This window comes from Streptomyces sp. Alt3 (assembly GCF_030719215.1).
GTDB lineage: Bacteria > Actinomycetota > Actinomycetes > Streptomycetales > Streptomycetaceae > Streptomyces > Streptomyces glycanivorans.
In genome coordinates this window covers 484973-503078 of the sequence record NZ_CP120983.1, presented here as the reverse complement: position 1 = coordinate 503078, position 18106 = coordinate 484973, and the positions used below count along the sequence as shown (strand labels likewise).

The 18106-nt window shown below is 70.7% G+C and carries 14 protein-coding genes and 1 pseudogene; 6 read left to right on the top strand and 9 right to left on the bottom strand.

The window, feature by feature from the left end; all coding sequences use genetic code 11:
- The first annotated feature begins 104 nt into the window (after positions 1 to 104).
- Positions 105 to 1382: a transglycosylase family protein gene (locus P8A20_RS02330; protein WP_306105103.1), complete on the top strand. Its 1278-nt coding sequence runs from the start codon at positions 105 to 107 to the stop codon at positions 1380 to 1382.
- Here P8A20_RS02330 and P8A20_RS02325 read toward each other — a convergent pair.
- From P8A20_RS02325 to P8A20_RS02300, 6 genes are all read right to left on the bottom strand, one after another.
- Positions 1352 to 2506, bottom strand: a complete 1155-nt coding sequence (locus tag P8A20_RS02325) for a DMT family transporter (protein ID WP_306102739.1) — start codon at positions 2504 to 2506, stop codon at positions 1352 to 1354. The genes P8A20_RS02330 and P8A20_RS02325 overlap by 31 nt on opposite strands.
- 236 nt (positions 2507 to 2742) lie before the next feature.
- Positions 2743 to 3198: an ATP-binding protein gene (locus P8A20_RS02320; protein ID WP_147961000.1), complete on the bottom strand. Its 456-nt coding sequence runs from the start codon at positions 3196 to 3198 to the stop codon at positions 2743 to 2745.
- A 98-nt stretch (positions 3199 to 3296) separates the two neighbouring features.
- Positions 3297 to 3740, bottom strand: coding sequence for a response regulator (locus P8A20_RS02315; protein ID WP_147960939.1), 444 nt, complete (start codon positions 3738 to 3740; stop codon positions 3297 to 3299).
- On the bottom strand, positions 3737 to 5362 hold the full coding sequence (locus P8A20_RS02310; protein WP_306102738.1) for a sensor histidine kinase: 1626 nt from the start codon (positions 5360 to 5362) through the stop codon (positions 3737 to 3739). Before P8A20_RS02310 ends, P8A20_RS02315 begins: the two co-directional genes overlap by 4 nt.
- Positions 5359 to 6612, bottom strand: a complete 1254-nt coding sequence (locus P8A20_RS02305) for a PP2C family protein-serine/threonine phosphatase (protein WP_147960941.1) — start codon at positions 6610 to 6612, stop codon at positions 5359 to 5361. The genes P8A20_RS02310 and P8A20_RS02305 overlap by 4 nt, the downstream gene beginning before the upstream one ends.
- Positions 6613 to 6730: 118 nt before the next feature.
- The gene (locus tag P8A20_RS02300; RefSeq protein WP_306102737.1) at positions 6731 to 7624 is read right to left on the bottom strand and encodes an RNA polymerase sigma factor SigF; all 894 of its coding nucleotides are present in this window, start codon (positions 7622 to 7624) and stop codon (positions 6731 to 6733) included.
- A 229-nt stretch (positions 7625 to 7853) separates the two neighbouring features.
- On the opposite strand from P8A20_RS02300, the gene P8A20_RS02295 reads away from it, so the two are divergent.
- The 3 genes from P8A20_RS02295 (at position 7854) to P8A20_RS02285 (ending at position 11478) form a co-directional block, all read left to right on the top strand.
- Positions 7854 to 9317: an MFS transporter gene (locus tag P8A20_RS02295; protein WP_306102736.1), complete on the top strand. Its 1464-nt coding sequence runs from the start codon at positions 7854 to 7856 to the stop codon at positions 9315 to 9317.
- A 143-nt stretch (positions 9318 to 9460) separates the two neighbouring features.
- Positions 9461 to 10948 (top strand): SDR family NAD(P)-dependent oxidoreductase, encoded by a 1488-nt coding sequence (locus tag P8A20_RS02290; RefSeq protein ID WP_147960944.1) that lies wholly within the window; start codon positions 9461 to 9463, stop codon positions 10946 to 10948.
- Between the two features lie 356 nt (positions 10949 to 11304).
- Positions 11305 to 11478, top strand: coding sequence for a hypothetical protein (locus tag P8A20_RS02285; protein ID WP_187282231.1), 174 nt, complete (start codon positions 11305 to 11307; stop codon positions 11476 to 11478).
- 80 nt (positions 11479 to 11558) lie between these two features.
- On the opposite strand, the gene P8A20_RS02280 is transcribed toward P8A20_RS02285, so the two are convergent.
- Genes P8A20_RS02280 through P8A20_RS02270 form a run of 3 tightly spaced genes read right to left on the bottom strand, consistent with a single transcriptional unit; the run spans position 11559 to position 14382 of the window.
- Positions 11559 to 13010 carry a lipase maturation factor family protein gene (locus tag P8A20_RS02280; protein WP_147960945.1) on the bottom strand — a complete coding sequence of 484 codons (1452 nt, stop codon included), beginning with the start codon at positions 13008 to 13010 and terminating at the stop codon, positions 11559 to 11561.
- 29 nt (positions 13011 to 13039) lie between these two features.
- Positions 13040 to 13549, bottom strand: coding sequence for a DUF1990 domain-containing protein (locus tag P8A20_RS02275; protein ID WP_306102735.1), 510 nt, complete (start codon positions 13547 to 13549; stop codon positions 13040 to 13042).
- On the bottom strand, positions 13546 to 14382 hold the full coding sequence (locus tag P8A20_RS02270) for a YndJ family protein (RefSeq protein ID WP_147960947.1): 837 nt from the start codon (positions 14380 to 14382) through the stop codon (positions 13546 to 13548). Before P8A20_RS02270 ends, P8A20_RS02275 begins: the two co-directional genes overlap by 4 nt.
- Before the next feature lie 146 nt (positions 14383 to 14528).
- Between P8A20_RS02270 and P8A20_RS02265 the strand changes: the two genes are divergently transcribed.
- On the top strand, positions 14529 to 16625 hold the full coding sequence (locus P8A20_RS02265) for a SpoIIE family protein phosphatase (protein WP_306102734.1): 2097 nt from the start codon (positions 14529 to 14531) through the stop codon (positions 16623 to 16625).
- A 90-nt stretch (positions 16626 to 16715) separates the two neighbouring features.
- Positions 16716 to 18072 (top strand): annotated as a pseudogene (locus P8A20_RS02260) (wax ester/triacylglycerol synthase family O-acyltransferase).
- Positions 18073 to 18106 lie beyond the last annotated feature (34 nt).

Here is an 18106-nt window from a genome sequence, read left to right as displayed (position 1 = left end):
GGGCGCACGGTCGGCGGGCGCAGACTGTTACTTGTCATCACCCGCTGTGTGCCCATAAGTTGACGGCTTGTGACGTGTCCTACAGCCAGTGGGGGAGCCTGAAGATGGCCGCGACCGGACGGCACCGCAGATACCAGCCCAGCCGCATCAACCGTGCCTCGCTCACGGTGACGGCGGGAGGCGCGGGCATTGCGCTCCCGCTTCTCACGGCCGCCTCGGCGGGGGCTGCCACGACCGATGTGTGGGAGAAGGTCGCCGCCTGCGAATCGACCGGGAACTGGCACATCAACACGGGCAACGGCTACTACGGAGGCCTGCAGTTCACCCGGTCCACCTGGGCCGCCTACGGTGGCACGGCCTACGCCGCCCGGGCGGATCTGGCGACCAAGGACCAGCAGATAGCCGTGGCCGAGAAGGTGCTCGACGGGCAGGGCCCTGGAGCCTGGCCGACGTGCTCCGTACGGGCCGGTCTGAAGCAGGGCGGCGACGCCCCCGACATGGCCCCGCAGTCGAAGCGCCAGGTCGCCGTCGACGGCGGGAAGGACAAGGCCTCGAAGTCCGGGCCTTCGGCGAGGACCGCCCGTGACAGCGCGACGGTGAAGGCGTCGCCCACCGCCGTGCCCGGCGCACGCGAGTCGTACACCGTCGCGCGCGGCGACTCGCTCTCCGGGATCGCGTCCGCGGAGCGGGTGCAGGGCGGCTGGCAACAGCTGTACGCGGCCAACCGAACCGTGGTGGGCAGCGACCCAGATCTCATCATCCCGGGACAGCGGCTGAGCCTCGACGGCGCCGGAGCGCCTTCGACGGCCACGGACCGGAAGACCGGGTCCGGGACCGCCGCACCCGAAGCCGCGAGGAAGACGGCTCCGAAGGCCGCCGAGAAGGCCCGGCCCGCCACACCGAAGGCCACCCCGAAGCCCACTCCGAAAGCGACGGAGAAGGCCAGGCCCGCTGCCGAGAAGAAGGCGTCCAAGCCGCGGTCCGGCCTCACCGCCCCCGTGTCGGCCGGCACCGGGACCCCGTACCACCAGGCCGGTTCCTGGTCCAGCGGCTACCACACGGGCGTCGACTTCCCGGTGCCCACCGGCACCTCGGTGAAGGCCGTGGCGTCCGGCAAGGTGGTCTCGGCAGGCTGGGCGGGCGCGTACGGCTACGAGATCGTCGTACGCCACAGCGACGGCAGGTACAGCCAGTACGCGCACCTCTCCTCGCTGCACGTGCGCGAGGGACAGCAGGTCGGCAGCGGCCAGCGGATCGCACGCTCCGGATCCACCGGCAACAGCACCGGCCCGCACCTGCACTTCGAGATCCGGACCGGCCCCGGCTACGGATCGGACATCGACCCCCTGGCCTACCTCAGGGCAGGCGGCGTGAGCGTCTGAACGTTCCCCGCCCGGCCCTCTAAGTCACCCCGGCGGGCCGGGCCGGCAGCGGACCGCCTGCCGTCGAACTCCACCCTCCCGCCGCCGTGGTCCAAGGGCAGGGTCAGCGGGAGGGAGAGCGCCGTGGGCGCCGGAAACGGGTCCGGCAGCACCGCCGCACCCTGAGGCACCACGGGTTTCGCCGGCTCGGGCAGTGTCACCGTCGTCCGCGGTACGTCGGCACTCCCGGCCTGAGTCGTGTCGACGTGTTCCTCCGGCGTACGCTCCCCGGGCCCCGTCCGCTCCGGCGCGTTCCGCTCGGCCCCCACGCGCTCCGTGGTCAGCAGCACCAGCCCCGCCGCTGCCAGCGCGCCGCAGCCGAGGGCGAGCAGGGTGCCCGTCACCCCGAAGCGGAACTGCTCCCCGAACATCGTGAGGCCCACGGCCGCCGCGACGACCGGGTTGACCACGGTGACCGTCGCGAGCGGAGCCGTCAGCCCGGCACCCCGGTACGCCGCCTGCGACAGCAGCAGCCCCGCGGCGGCGAGCCCCGCGATCACCAGAAGGGTCGGCAGCCCCGAGGTCACCGAGCCCGAGGTCCACTCCACGGCCACGGTCTTCGTGAACACGGACGCCATGCCGAAGGCGATACCGGCACCGGTGGCCAGCACCACGCTGCGCAGCATCGGCCGGTGGACCCCCTTGGCGAGGATCAGCAGGACCACCACCGCGCCGGACGTCCCGGTCGCGAGCGCGAACTGTTCCTGCCCGGCCAGTGTGTGGGACCCCGCGCTCCCCGTGAGAGCGAGCAGCCCGGCCAGTCCGACCGTGGCCATCAAGGCGCCGCGCCAAGCCGTGCGCCCCGCCCTGCGGTGGACGAACAGAGCGGCCATCGGCAGGGCGAAGACGATCGTGAGAGCTCCCAGGGGCTGTACGAGGCTGAGAGGCCCGTACGCCAGCGCCACCACGTGCAGCACCGCTCCCACGCCGTTGAGAGCCACAGCGACCCACCAGGCTCCGTTGCGCAGAGGAGCGTACGGGCGGCTGTCGCCGGCCGCGGCCACCCGCTCCTGGACGATCGCGCCCGCCGCGTAGGCGACGGCGGAGACCAGTGAGAGCAGCACGGAAAACGCGAGGGAACTCATGTACACCACGATGTCCCGTCGGAGCCGCCGAGTCGTCGTCCCTGAGGCGGCGATTCGGCGTACTGCTCCAGTAGTACGTCCATCACTCCAGGGTCCTCCTCTCGACGGTAGTCCTCCTGGCCCCAGGGCTCAGAAGTTCGCCGGGGAGGTCACACCGTGCCACCGGCCGACCGCGAAAGGTGTCCGAAAGGGCCTGCGGCCAGGACGTCGCCGGACGGGAGGCGGAGGGGCGAGGCTCAGGTACTCAGCGTGAACTCGGCGCGGATGCGCTTGCCGACCGGTACCCGCTCCGCCGTGAGCCGGTCGCAGAGAGCGACGACGATCTCCATGCCGTGACCGCCGAGGCGCGCCGGGTCGGGGGAGTAGAGCACGGGGAGTGCCGTGCTGCTGTCGTACACCGTGACGCTGATGCGCCGTGCGTCGCCCTCGAGCTCCAGCAGGTACGGGCCGTGGCTGTAGCGGTCCGCGTTGGTGACCAGCTCGCTCACCGCCAGCATCAGATCGCTGCGGGTGTGCTCGCCGAGCACCGCGAGCCACTCGGACACGAGGCGGGCGAGGAAGCGGTCGGCGAGCGCGCGGGCCTGCGCGATGCATCCGGGCTCGCCGTCGAACACCTCGGCAGCGAGCAGTACCTCCGTGGACGGGGACCCCTGGACGGGGTCGTCCGGCCGTGAGGTGGCCTGTTCGTTCATGTGCTCCAGCCAGGGCGCCGCAGGGGAGGTCATGGACCTCTTCTCGCCGTTCGTCTACCCGCGTCGAGAGATCCCACTCCGGGGGATCCCTTCAGATCTTACGCACGCCGGGGCAGCCGGACCACGCTGACGAAGAAGTCGTCGATCTGGCGCACCGCGCCGATGAACTGTTCCAGGTCCACCGGCTTGGTGACGTAGGCGTTGGCGTGCAGTTTGTAACTGCGCAGGATGTCCTCCTCGGCCGAGGACGTGGTGAGGACCACCACCGGGATCAGAGCCAGTTCGGGGTCGGTCTTGATCCGCTCCAGGACCTGCCGGCCGTCGTACCTCGGCAGGTTCAGGTCGAGCAGCACCAGGTCCGGGCGAGGGGCGTCGGCGTACTCGCCCTGGCGGTAGAGGAAGTCGAGCGCCTCCTGCCCGTCGCGCACCACGTGCAGGGTGTTGCGGATCTTGTTGTCCTCGAAGGCCTCACGGGTCATCAGCTCGTCGCCGGGGTCGTCCTCGACCAGCAGGACCTCGATGGGCTTGACGGCGTCGTTCACGGGGTGTCTCCCGACCGGGGGGTGAGCGCGGCGGGGGCGAGCAGCTCCGCCGTGGTGTGTGTGGGGGCCTCAGGAAGCACTGGCAGGGTGAAGTGAATCAGTGTGCCCTCGGCGGTCTCCGGGTCCAGCCAGATCCGGCCACCGTGGAACTCGATGATCTTGCGGCAGAGGGAGAGCCCGATTCCGGTTCCCTCGTACTCGTCGCGGGCGTGCAGGCGCTGGAAGATGATGAACACCTTGTCGGCGAACTCCGGGGCGATCCCGATGCCGTTGTCCGCGACCGTCAGATGCCAGTCGTCGCCCTCCCGGACACACCCGACGGCGATCCGGCACGGCACGTCGGGCCGGCGGAACTTGACCGCGTTCCCGACGAGGTTCTGCCACACCATGGTGAGGGACGTCGAATCGCCCAGCAGCTCCGGCAGCGGCTCCTCGCGTACGACGACGGCTCCGGACTCCTCGACGGCGAGGGTGAGGTTGGTCAGGGCCCGGTCCAGAGCCGCGTCGAGATCCACGGGCTTCCAGCTCTGCTGCACCCGCCCCACCCGGGAGAACGTCAGCAGGTCGTTGATGAGCACCTGCATCCGCTTGGCGCCGTCGACCGCGAAGTCGATGTACTGCCTGCCGCGGTCGTCCAGTTCCGCGCTGTACCGCTTCTCCAGCAACTGGCAGAAGGAGGCCACCTTCCGGAGGGGCTCCTGGAGGTCGTGCGAGGCCACGTAGGCGAACTGCTCCAGTTCGGAGTTGGACCGGCGCAGCTCCGTGGTCTGCTCGGCCAGCAGCGTCTCGCGTTCCTGGGACTCGGCGAGCTCGGCCACCAGGCGCCGGCGCATGGCCTCGGCCGCCTGGGACACCGCCCGTACGTCCGACGGGCCCCGGACATCGATCTTCTCGGTGAAGGCACCCGATCTCACCCTGTCCGACGCGGAGGTCAGGGCACCGAGGGGCCGGCCAACCATGCGGTGCAGCAGAAGACTCAGCGACACCACGGCCAGCACGAAGCCGGCCACCAGGGCGATGAGCACCCAGTCGCGCGTGCCGCGCGCGTCGCCCAGTTCCGCGCGCGCGATGTCACGCGCGTCGTCCAGGTGGCTCTGCTGGGTGTTGTAGAGCGCCCGCAGGGAGTCGAAATCCGCCTTGCTCCGCATGATCGGGGCGGATGAGGCGGCTGTGGGCCCGCTCGCCCGCACCGCGGCGATCAGCGGCTCGGCCCGCAAGGTCCGCCACTGCTGGGCGGCCCGCTCGATCCGGTCCACGTCCTCGGCGTACGGCTGCTCGTTCCCGGTCAGTGAGCGAACCCGGGCCAGCCGCTCCCGCTCGGCCCGCTTGCCCTCCTGGTAGGGCTCCAGGAATGTGGTGTCACCGGTGAGCGCGAAACCCCGTACGCCGGTCTCCTGGTCGAGGAGCGAGTTCTGCAGCTGGAACGACGCGGAGCGGGCGGGCTGGATGCGGTCCACGAGGTCGGTGGTCCGGTCGGAGATGCGTGAGAGGACGAGGCCGCCCACGACGAGGCAGCCGCAGACCACGAGGACGAAGCCGGCCAGGATCAGGTGCACCCAGTTCTGCACCGACAGCCTGGCTATGGGGCCGGGCCGCCCGCCGGCCGGTTCCTCGGTACTCATGCGCTTGCCTTCCAGCCGAGATGAAGTACTGCGACGTCGTCGGCCAGGCCGCCGTACGGTGAGGCGCTCTCGGTGGCCTCGGCGACCAGCGCGTCGACGAACGCGCGGGGTTCGAGCGCGCCGTACCTGCCTGCCATGGCGAGCAGGCCGTCCTCACCCAGCCGGGAACTGGGCCCCGTGCGTCCCTCGAACAGACCGTCGGTGAAAAGCACGAGCTCGCTGCCGGGGGAGAGCTCCAGCTCGGTGATCGTCCACCGGCCTGCACCGGGCAGCAGTCCGAGCGCCATCCCGGCATCGGGCTCCACCCACCCGACATCCTTGCCGCGTCTCAGGAGCAGTCCGGGATGTCCGGCCCGGGCGACGAACACCCGGTCCCTGCCCGGCGGGAAGACGAGCGTGGTGACGGTGGCGAAGACATGGGGGTCGGACCGCTCGGCGACGAGTATCTCCTCCAGCAGCCCGATCTTCTCGCGCTGGGTGACACCGGTGAGTACGGCCGTGCGCCACGCGACCCGGAGACAGACCCCCAGGGCCGCCTCCGCGGCCCCGTGCCCCGACACGTCACCGATCACCGCGTGCACGGCGCCGTCCGCGGTCTGCACCACGTCGTAGAAGTCGCCGCTCAGCAGCCCGTGGGCGCGCCCGGCCTCGTAGCGCGCGGCCACCCGGAAGCTGTCGTCGAGCAGCAGCGGGATCGGCAGCAGGGCCCGCTCCAGACGTGCGTTCTCCTGAGCGATCAGCCGACTGGTCCGCATGGCCGACGCCGACCGCTCGGCATGCTTGCGCTGGAGGGCGTAACGGACCGCACGGCCCAGCACCTCGGGGTCGATCCGGCCCTTGACGAGATAGTCCTGGGCGCCCTGCGCCACCGCGGACAGCCCCGTCTGGGACTCGTCGAGGCCCGTCAGGACGATGACAGCCGCGTCGGGGGCCGACTCGACGAGCTGACGGACCGCGTCGAGGCCGTGGGCATCGGGGAGGTGCAGATCCAGCAGGACGCAGACCGGGGTGCTGCGGCCGAGCAGGAACCGCCGGGCCTCCGCCATCGTCTTGCACCACGTGAGCGGGGCGTCGAGCTCGCTGTCGGAGAGCATCTCCTCGACCAGCAGCGCGTCCCCCGCGTCGTCCTCGACGAGGAGCAGTGTCGCGTCGACGTCCCAGACGGACGCGTCGGCGACCGACACACCCTGCTGCTCGGGAATCACGCCGGGCTGCACACGCGCAGAGGTGCCCAACGGTGACTCGGTCACTCTCCACTCCCTCGTCCGGACGGCACAGGAGATCCCTCGGCCGTATCGGCAGGAAGCATATGTGACGGAGGCCCGGCGCTCGGCCGGGCCTCCGTCGTTCCGTTCGTACTTCGTGGGATCAGGCCTCGACACTCATACCCGCGCGCAGCCGCTGCACGATCCGGCTGAGCAGACGCGACACGTGCATCTGCGAGACGCCCAGCTCAGCGCCGATCTGCGCCTGGGTCATCTCCTGGCCGAAGCGCATGCGGACGATCTTGCGCTCGCGGTCGTCCAACTGCCGCAGCAGCGGAGCCAGCGTGTGCAGGTTCTCGACGCTTTCCATCCCCGGGTCGTCCTCGCCCAGGAGATCGGCGTAGGCCCGCTGGTCACTGCCCGACTCGCTGTCGGCGTTCGGGGTGTCCAGGGATCCCGCGGAGTAGCCGTTGGCGGCGACGAGGCCCTCGATGATCTCCTCCTCGGGGAGATCGAGGTGCGCGGCGAGCTCCGCGACCGTCGGGTCGCGGTCGAGCTTCGTCGACAGCTGCTCCTTGGCCTTCGCCAGCTCGACCCGCAGCTCCTGCAGTCGTCGCGGCACGTGCACGGACCAGGTCGTGTCACGGAAGAACCGCTTGATCTCGCCGACGATGTAGGGCACGGCGAAGGTTGCGAACTCGACCTCGCGCGACAGGTCGAACCGGTCGATGGCCTTGATCAGGCCGATCGTGCCCACCTGGATGATGTCCTCGGTGTCGTCACCACCCCGGTTGCGGAACCGCGAGGCGGCGAAGCGCACCAGGGAGAGATTCATCTCGATCAGGGTGTTGCGCGCGTACTGGTACTCGTGGGTCCCCTCTTCGAGGACCTGGAGCTTGTCGAAGAACAGCTTCGACATGGCCCGGGCGTCCTGGGGAGCCACCTTGCCGGCGTCCTCGATCCACGGAAGCGCGGCGGTGTCGGAAACCGTGCCCGCCTCGTCGTGCCGCGTCGCCGCCGCGCCGATCGCCTCGGTGGTTCGCACTGGCGTCGTCATGGTGTCGCCCTCCCTGGACTCCGCTTGAGTGACGGGCGCATGCCCCGACATCCGGAAGTAATGCCTGCGGATGCGGAAGAATTTTTCGGAAATGCGTGAACGGGCCGGACGGAGGCGCCGATCGTAACGATACGTGAGCATCCGGGTGCTCCTGGTGGCCCTGTGTGGTCGGGGTGTGACTCGCGCCTCGTTCGGGGCACCTGTGTGTTCCGAAGCGGAGGAGGGGCCCATGAGCGACACCGGCACGGCGGGCGGTCGGACGGTCACGACCAGGATCCCGGCACGGCTGGACCGGCTGCCCTGGTCCCGCTGGCACTGGATGATCGTGATCGGCCTGGGCACGGTCTGGATCCTCGACGGTCTCGAGGTCACCGTCGTCGGCAACATCGCGAGCCGGCTCTCGGAGGACGGCAGCGGACTCGCCATCACCGACGCGCAGGTCACCGGGATCGCCGCCGCCCTGTACGTGGCGGGAGCCTGCTCCGGCGCGCTGGTCTTCGGATGGCTGACCGACCGCTTCGGGCGCAAGAAGCTGTTCCTGATCACTCTCGCCGTCTATCTGGCCGCGACCGCGCTCACCGCGATCTCCTTCTCCGCGTGGTGGTTCTTCCTCTTCCGCTTCCTGACGGGCTTCGGGATCGGCGGGGAGTACGCGGCGATCAACTCGGCCATCGACGAGCTGATCCCCAGCAAGTACAGGGGCCGCGTCGACCTGATCATCAACGGGAGCTTCTGGCTCGGGGCCGTGGCCGGTTCCCTGCTCTCCGTCCTCGCGCTGAACACCGACATCTTCCCCAGGGACATCGGCTGGCGGCTGACCTTCGCACTGGGCGTCGTCCTCGGACTCGTCATCCTCCTGGTGCGCCTGCACGTGCCGGAGAGTCCCCGCTGGATGTTCATCCACGGACACGACCAAGCGGCCGAGAAGCTCGTCGACGGTGTGGAGCGCGAAGTGGAGGCGGAGACCGGGCGCACCCTGCCTCCCGCCGAGCCCGCCATCACCGTGCGGCAGCGCACGAGTGTCGGGTTCGGACTGATCGCGCGGACCGTCTTCCGCTCCTATCCGAAACGAGCCGTCCTCGGGATCGCCCTCTTCATCGGCCAGGCGTTCCTCTACAACGCCATCACCTTCGGCTTCGGCTCGATCCTCGTGACGTTCTTCGACGTCTCCAGCGGCGCCACCGGCTACTACTTCGCCGTCATCGCCTTCTGCAACTTCCTGGGACCGCTCCTCCTCGGCCGTCTCTTCGACACGGTCGGGCGCAAACCGATGATCGCCGGCACGTACATCCTGTCCGGCCTGCTCCTCTTCGCCACCGCGTGGCTGTTCGGCGTCGGCTCGCTGACGGCCGTCACCATGACCGGGTGCTGGTGCCTGGTCCTCTTCGTCGCCTCCGCGGGCGCCAGCTCCGCCTACCTGACGGTCAGCGAGATCTTCCCGATGGAGACCCGGGCGATGGCGATCGCGTTCTTCTACGCCGTCGGAACCGCGGCGGGAGGCATCACCGGTCCGCTGGTCTTCGCGAACCTGACGTCGAGCGGTGTGGTCGGTGACACCGTCCTGGCGTTCTGCATCGGGGCGGCCCTCATGGTGGCGGCGGGCCTCGTCGCCGTCTTCTTCGCGGTGGCGGCCGAGCAGAAGTCCCTGGAGGACATCGCGACCCCCCTCTCGGTCAGCGGAAGCGGCGGATGACGGCTGAAGGGAGCAACGCCCGACTCATGGCAGACTTGACCGGGGCATTCGGCCCGTGCGCGCCTGCCCTCGCCGGCTCCCGGCCGGATCACTCCCCACCGACCCCGGCAGCGGCATGAGTGACGAGTGACAGAGGAACGGCAATGACGGTGACAGAGGACAGCCAGGAGTTCGCTCCCGGTGTCGTGGAGTTCGGCCCCGGTATCGACCCGGAGCGGCTTGCCGTCTGCCTGAGCGTGCTCGACGAACTGGACACCATCGACGTCGACCACCCGGACGCCATCACCGTGCGCCGGGCCACCGCCGGCATCTACCGCACCGTGAAGCAGCGTCGCCGCCAGGAACGCCGGGCCTCCAAGACCGCCCACGACAAGGCCGTCACCGAAGCCACCGCGACCGGATCCGCCGAGCGCATCGACGACGAGACGCAAGGGGTCCTCCCGTCCTCCTCGGCCACCGCCGAGATCGCGGGCATACTCCAGCGCCCCAGGTCCTGCTACATCTGCAAGACCCGGTACGTCGAGGTGGACGCGTTCTACCACCAGCTGTGCCAGTCGTGCGCCAAGGAGAACCGCAGCCGGCGCGATGCCCGCACGGATCTCACCGGCCGGCGTGCCCTGCTCACCGGCGGCCGCGCGAAGATCGGCATGTACATCGCGCTGCGGCTGCTGCGCGACGGTGCGCACACCACCATCACCACCCGCTTCCCCAACGACGCCATCCGCCGCTTCAAGGCGATGCCGGACAGTGACGAGTGGATCCACCGCCTGAAGATCGTCGGCATCGACCTCCGTGACCCCGCCCAGGTCGTCGCCCTCGCCGACTCGGTCGCCGCCGAGGGCCCGCTGGACATCCTCATCAACAATGCCGCGCAGACGGTGCGCCGCTCGCCGCAGGCCTACAGCGAGCTGGTCGCCGCCGAGTCCGCCCCGCTGCCCTCGGGAGAGCTCCCCGCGGCCGAGGTGATCGGCACGTTCGGCAGCGGCACCGTCGACCGCGTGGCCGCTCTGCCCGCGGCACGCAAGGAGGGTGAGGGTCTGAGCGCGCAGGACGTGACCGGTCTCGCCCTGGTGACCGGGTCCGCCTCACCGGCCCGTATCGCCGCGGGCACCGCGATCGACGCCGGCGGCCTGGTCCCCGACCTGCACGACTCGAACAGCTGGATCCAGACCGTGGAGGAGGTCGAGCCGATCGAGCTCCTGGAGGTCCAGCTCTGCAACTCCACGGCGCCCTTCATCCTCATCAGCCGGCTCCGCCCGGCGATGGCGGCAGCCGCGGGGCGCGCCTACGTGGTCAACGTCTCCGCGATGGAGGGGGTGTTCGGCCGCGGCTACAAGGGCGCGGGGCACCCGCACACCAACATGGCCAAGGCGGCGCTGAACATGCTGACGCGGACCAGCGCCCAGGAGATGTTCGAGAAGGACCGCATCCTCATGACTGCCGTCGACACCGGCTGGATCACGGACGAGCGGCCTCACCCGGACAAGATGCGGCTCGCCGAGGAGGGTTTCCACGCCCCCCTCGACCTCGTCGACGGGGCTGCCCGGGTCTACGACCCGATCGTGCGCGGCGAGCAGGGCGAGGATCTGTACGGCTGCTTCCTGAAGGACTACGCCCCCGCCGGCTGGTGATCCCGGCCGGCCCCACCCGCACCACCCGCCACCTGCGGTGACAGAAGACACGACGGCGGCCCCGCACGAGCGGGGCCGCCGTCGTCCTGTTGGCTGAAAGTGACCCAGGCCACACGTTCTGTCGAGCGGGACGGCGCTCATTTGGTTACTCTGATGTGAACGGACGCCACCGAGGAATCCACGAAGCTTCCTCGGCCGTCCTGGGACAGGTCTGTAAGCATTCCGCCGTCCCACCCCGTACCGGCGCCACCGCGACCGAACTGTTTCTGCCCCTGCCCCGCAGAGGGCGGTCGACACGGTTCTCACAGCCGCAGCGTCGCCACCGCCCGGGGTTACGCGACGCAAAGGAGTCCGCGGTGACACCTGAGATGACGAAGACCGAGACGCGCCCGGCCGAACCGGCCGGAGAGCGGCGCCGTCGGCCCGAGAAGCTACGGAACATCGAGGTCTGGGCCAGGTCGGCACCGATCAGGCTGGCCGGCTACGAGGACGATCTGGCCGAGCCCCACATCCTTCCCGGAATCGACTGACCGCCCCACCGCCTCGAGCAGCGTCCATGTTCCTGCCCCCGTCCCCGGACGGGGGCAGGAACATGTCCGGGCCGCGTGGTTCACCGGCGGTCGTCCCCCTCGCGCGGAGGCGGTCGCAGCGGCACCGGCCGGGCGACCGGTCTCATGAAGTCACGCACATAGGTCCGGTCCCACCAGCATCCGGTCTCCCGTAGCTCCTGCCGGTCCGTGAACCGGTAGTGGAAGACCCGCGCCCTGATGTGGGCGGGCGGACCCTCGGGGAACGGATCGTGCCGCAGGAGCCGCAGGGTGTCGCGGTCGCCGCGGAGCAGCCGTTCCACGAACGGGCCGAACCAGGACCGGGCGTACGCGGGGGAGAGCGCCGCGAACCACATCATCCAGTCCAGCCGCAGGTGGTAGGGCGCGAACTGGCGCGGCAGCCTGCGCGGATCGCCGGGTTTGCCGCGGAAGCCGTACTCGAGCCAGCGGGACCCCTCGTGGATCACCGCGTCGTCGGTGCCCTCGACCACGACCTCCAGCCGCATCCTGCTGATGCTGCCGAAGGCGCCGTAGGTGTTGACCAGGTGCAACGGGTCGAAGGACCGGTTCATCACCTGGCGGCGGGAGACCAGATTGCGCGCCGGGCGGTAGCTGAGGCCGAGCACGAGGGCGGTGACGGCCATGACCACCACCTCGTACCAGAGGGGCGCGTCCGGCTGCGCCGGCGGAGGGCCGGCGATCGGTGACCAGTCGACGGCGGCGAGGGCGAGGACGATGGTCAGCCAGTTCAGCCAGGCGAAGTTTCCCGACAGCACGAGCCACAGCTGGGTGACCACCATGAGTCCGGCCGCGACGCTCGCCACGGGCTGCGGGGTGAAGAGCAGGAACGGCACGACGAGCTGGGTGACGTGGTTGGCCGCCACCTCCACCCGGTGCACCGGCCTCGGGAGCCGGTGGAAGAACCAGCTCAGCGGCCCCGGCATCGGCTGGGTCTCGTGGTGGAACTCCAGGCAGGTCAGTTTCCGCCAGCACTCGTCCCCCCGGATCTTGATGAGGCCGGCGCCGAACTCCACCCGGAAGAGCAGCCAGCGCAGCAGCCACAGCACCAGCACCGGGGCAGCCGTGTCGGCGTTGCCCAGGAACACGGCGAGGAAGCCCGTCTCCAGCAGCAGTGACTCCCAGCCGAAGCCGTACCAGACCTGACCGACCTGGACGATCGACAGGTACAGCACCCACGGCACCGCCCAGAGAGCCATTGCCGCGCCCAGCGGGAGACACGTGTCCAGGCCGGCCAGGAGTGCGAGCGACACTGCCGCGCCCGTCCAGGCGGTCAGCGCGAAGAAGCGGTCCGAGTAGTGCAGCCGGAACAGGCCGGGCGCGGCCCGCCACGAGGTCCGCCGCAGGAGATCGGGCACGGGGAGCATGCCCCGGGAACCGATCAGCGCCCGGAACTGGAGCGCCGCGGCGACGAACGCGACCAGATACACGGCGGCCAGCGAGCGCTGGAAGATGAGCCTGCTCAGCCAGTAGCCGTCTGCGGTGAACCACTCCACCGTTCCCAGTATCCGGCGTACCCCGTCCGTCAGCCGGTCGACACGATCCGGCGCAGCACCTTTCCGAGCCGGCGCGCGTACCAGTGCTGGGCGAGCGGGACGAGAGGGCCCGCCAGGCGTGCGTACCAGCAGGCGGGCCGTGAGAACGCCGTCACGGTGAACCAGACCGTCCCGTCGTCCGCGAGCTCCACGACGAAGCTCTCCTCGCCGCACTCGGGGTGCCGCGCCCGGGTGCCGTAGGCGAACCCGGTCCGGTCGCTCTCGTACGCGGTCCAGACGATCTCGCAGGGGGCGCCGATGCGGAGCCGGCCGATGCCGGCCGACACCTCGACGGTGCCGCCGGCGGCTGCCCGCGGAGCGGAGGCACTCACCCCCGCGCCTGCCGCCCGGTGCATGCGCCACTCGGTGACGGCGGCGCCCGCGGCCTCGAAAGCCGCTCTTCCCCTGCCGATCGCGGCACGGTGGTGGAGGTGGTTGTAGCCGTCGGGGAGGGGCCCGAGACGGGTTGCGCCGACCTCGGGGTACGTGAGGGTGCTCATGCGGTTCCGCCTTCCGTGCGGGTGAGGTCCTGGAGCCGGCGGCGGGCGAGCAGCGCGCAGAGCGCGAAGCCCAGCGCGTTGCCGAGCCCGTGCGTGGCCGCCATCCAGGTCAGGTCGGGGTGAGGCAGCCCGGTGGCCTCGCCGAGGGCCCAGCTCAGCGCGAGCACCATGGTCACCGCGAGCACGCCGGCCGAGACGGCGAGCAGGAGACGGGTGACGCGGTCCGGTCCGGGGACACGGACGGCGCGCCAGGTCAGAAGGGCGACCGTCCACATCCCGGCGGTGAGTACGACCGCACCGGCCAGCTCGGTCCGCTCGCCGGTGAAGTAACCGACCAGGACGAGCAGGGTGCCGAGCGGCACGCTCAGGGCGGCGAACCGGCCCGCGGCTCCGTCCTCCGCACGGCAGACGAGACCGGCGACGAGGGCTGCGGCGAAGCCGGCGAAGTGGAAGTGGGGCACGGTGAGCGCCAGGATGCCGAGCCCGAAGCCGAACAGCTCGTGGCCGGAGCGCTCGGCGACGAGTGCGAGAGCGGCGACCGACGGAGTTACCAGCGCGGTGAGCAGTGCGGCCTCAGCCGGACGCGCGCTGCGGGTCCGGGCGAGCCGTCGCGGAGCGTGCGCGGCGAGAAGCAGGGTCCCCGCCGCGTAGCAGAGGGCGAGTGCGGCGGCGGCGCCTCCGCGGGGCAGCCACAGGGAGACCGCACCGGGCACCGCGAAGAGAGGCCACAGGCGTCGTACGCGGTCGAGCGCCGGGTCGTGGACGAGGCCCAGACCCAGCGGAACGATCACCAGCATGCCCAGCATCACGATCAGCCCGACCAGTACGGACATCGTGCCCACCCCTGCCCTCGTTCTAGGGACCCCCGTCGAATTGAACATGTTCAATTCGTGTCGCGATCAGCATAGGGGGCGCCTTGAACGCATTCAAGGCGCCAGTTCGGTCGAGGAATCGGGCAAATAATGGCAGAGTGGCGCACATGGATGACCGGGTAGCGGGTTCCCTGTCACTCCCGGACGACTGGCCCGCCCACCCGGACCTGAGTCTCGCCCTGAACCGAATGGGCAGCTTCGACTGGGATCTGGACAGCGGGCTCATGCACATGGACGAGCCCGCCCTCGAGGTGTTCGACCTGCGCCCGGAGGAGTACGACAACCACCCGGAGACTCTCGCCCAGCGTGTTCCCGCCGACGAGGCGATCCGGCTCGACGACATGGTCTCGCAGGCGCTCAAGAGCGGCCGCAGCAACTACGGCGCGTACTTCCGCAGGACGCGGCGGGACGGTTCGCGCTGCTGGACCCACACCCAGGGGTTCATCCGGCGTGACGGCACCGGGCGGCCCCGCCGGATCATCGGGATCATCCGCGACGCCACCCAGGAGCTGGCGGAGTCCACGGCCCGCCGCACCGTCGACGAGGAGCGCCGGCGCCGTACCAGCCTGGTCGAGGGCACCACGGCGGCCCTGGCCCACGCCCGGACGGTCGAGGACGTCACCGAGGTGCTGAAGAGCTCCCGGGGCCTGGCCAACCTCGGTGCCACCAGCCTCGTCATGGGGCTGTTGGAGTCCGGACGCATCCACCTGGTGGCGGACGGCCCCGAAGGGGCGTTCGTGCAGGGCACCCGCTACACCCGGACGGACGAGCCCTACCCGATGAGCGAAGTGATCCGTACGCTCACGCCGCGGTTCATCGAGACGCCCGAGGACTTCGCGACCTCGTACCCCATCCTGTGGCCGCACATCAGCCACCTCGGCATCACCGCCGCCGCCTACATGCCGCTCATCGCCCAGGCCCGCCCGATCGGGGCACTCGGGCTGCTCTACGGGAACAAGGCCGGCTTCACCGGTGACGAACGGAACCTCCTGGTGGCTCTGGGCAGTTCGATCGCACAGAGCCTCCAGCGGGCCATGCTCTACGAGCAGGAGCACGATCTCGCCGAAGGGCTCCAGCAGGCGATGCTGCCGCGCCGGATTCCCGATGTGCCCGGGGCCCGGGTCGCCGTCCGCTACCGGTCCGCACGGCTGGGGAGGGACATCGGCGGCGACTGGTACGACATCATCCCGCTGCCCGGCGGACGTGTCGGTGCCGTCATCGGTGACGTACAGGGACACGACACGCACGCGGCGGCCGTCATGGGGCAGCTCCGCATCGTGCTGCGCGCCTACGCGGCCGAGGGGCACAGCCCTGCCACGGTCATGGCACGGGCGTCCGTGTTCCTCCATGAACTCGACACCGACCGCTTCGCGACCTGCACCTACGCCGAGGCCGACATGACCACCGGGGTGGTGCAGCTGGTCAGGGCCGGTCACATCGACCCGGCCCTGCGTGGCGCCGACGGGAGCTGCCGCAGGCTGCCGTCCGACGGAGGGATGCCGCTGGGCCTCTCCGCAGAGTTCGGACACCTCGAATACCCGGTGAACACCGTCGATCTGGACCCGGGCCAGACCCTGATCCTCTACACCGACGGGATGGTGGAGCTGCCGGGCACCGACCTCGACGAGGGCATGAGGCTGCTGGCGGCGACCGTGCGTGACGGGCCGCAGGACCTGCAGAGACTGGCCGACCGGCTCTGCGAGGTCGTCGACGAGCGCGGCGGCGAGGACGACATGGCGGTGCTCCTGTTGCGCCGGGACGCGGCCCACGCCCCCCATCCGGGCGGCCGGCTCCAGCAGCACGTCGCCCAGAACGATCCCGAGGCGCTGACGTCCGCCCGCCACATGATCCGGGCGGCGGTCCGCGCCTGGGGCGCCAAGGACCGGGCCGACGAGGTGGAGCTCGCGGCCGACGAACTGATCACCAACGCGCTGATGCACACCGACGGCGGCGCCATCGTCACCATCCGGGTGCTCACCGGCCCCGAACGCCGTCTCCGGGTCGACGTCGAGGACCGTTCCAGTGCGCTGCCACGCCGCAGGGATGCGGGGGAGTCGGGAGTCTCGGGCCGCGGGCTCATGCTCGTCGACCGACTTGCCGACATCTGGGGAGTGGAGTCCCGGGGGAACGGCAAGTGCGTGTGGTGCGAATTCGTCGTCCCTGAGCGCCGGCAGCACCGGCGCCGAGACGGCGCGAGACTGTAACAGTACGTAACATGTCATTACTTGACCGTAACCGACCGTGCGGGATTGACTGCGATCCCGCCGTTCCGCTGTCGACGACGCGAGGCCCCGTTGAGTACCGAGCTCCTGGCACCTCTTGATCTGGCTTTCTGGCACCTCGAATCCGATGCCCATCCGATGCACCTCGGCGCCCTCGCGGTCTTCGACCCGGTGCCCGGTGTCTCCGTGCCGGAGCTGCTCGACCTCCTCGGAGCGCGGGCGGCCGCCATTCCCCGGCTGCGGATGCGGGTGCGTGACGTCCTGCTCCCCGTCGGCGGTGCGGCCTGGTTCACCGACAAGGACTTCGACGTGCAGCGCCACGTCACGCGGGTCGTCCTGCCCGAGGGCGACTTCCTGACGAGAGGCCTGGCTCGCCGGTGAACTCATGGAGCAGCCGCTGGGGCGCGGGCTGCCGCCCTGGCGGATGTACCTCCTCGACAGTCCGGGCGACGGCCCGTTCGCCGTGCTCGTCAAGCTGCACCACGCGCTCGCCGACGGGATGCGGGCCGTCGCCATCGGCGCCGGCATCTTCGACCAGATCGCCTCCGCCGGTGCGGGCCGCAGCGCGGCGCACCGGCGGACACCCGTCCCGCCCCGCTCCTGGCTGCCCGGTCCGTACGAGGTCGCGGGCATGGCGAGGGAGCGGCTCGGCGAAGTCGGCCGGGCACTGGGGGTCGGGGCCTCCGTCGTCCGCGCCAGCCGCCTCGACCTGCGCGCGACCACGGCACTGACCGCTCGCTCCAGCGGCACGCGCCGGCTCGCCACCGCCGAGCTCGACGCGGAAACGGTGCAGCGCATCCGGCGCACCGAGGGCGGCACGGCCAACGACGTGCTGCTCGCCGTCGTCGCCGGTGCGCTGCGCCGCTGGATGCTCGAACGGGGTGAGCCGCTCCCCGGCGCCGACCCCCGCGCCCTGGTCCCCGTCTCCCGGCGCCGGCCCGGTGGGGCGGCCACCGGCAACAGGCTCTCCGCCTATCTCCTCGGTCTGCCCGTCGGCGAGCCCGACGCCCGCGAACGGCTGCGACTCGTACGCGCCGGAATGAACCGCAACAAGGCCGCGGGACCCCTGCGCGGCGCGGGCGCGGTCGCCGTCCTGGCCGACCAGTTGCCCGCACTGGCCCACCGGTTCGGAGCGCCACTGGCGGGGAACGCGGCCCGGATGCTCTTCGACATCCTGGTCACCAGCGTGCCCCTGCCCCGCTCGGCCCTCTCGCTCGGCGGGTGCCCGCTGCGAGCCGTCTACCCCATGGCGCCGCTGGCCCGCGGGCAGGCGCTGGCCGTCGCACTGTCCACCTACGGCGGACGGGTACAGATCGGACTGGTGGCGGACGGAAAGGCGCTGCCGGATCTCGACCGGCTGGCCTCCGCGCTCCGGGAAGAGCTCCACGACCTGCACGCACTCGTACCCACGGTGCCCGCACCGGCTTGAGAGCCGATCCGCCCCACCCTGTTGACGCAGCCGA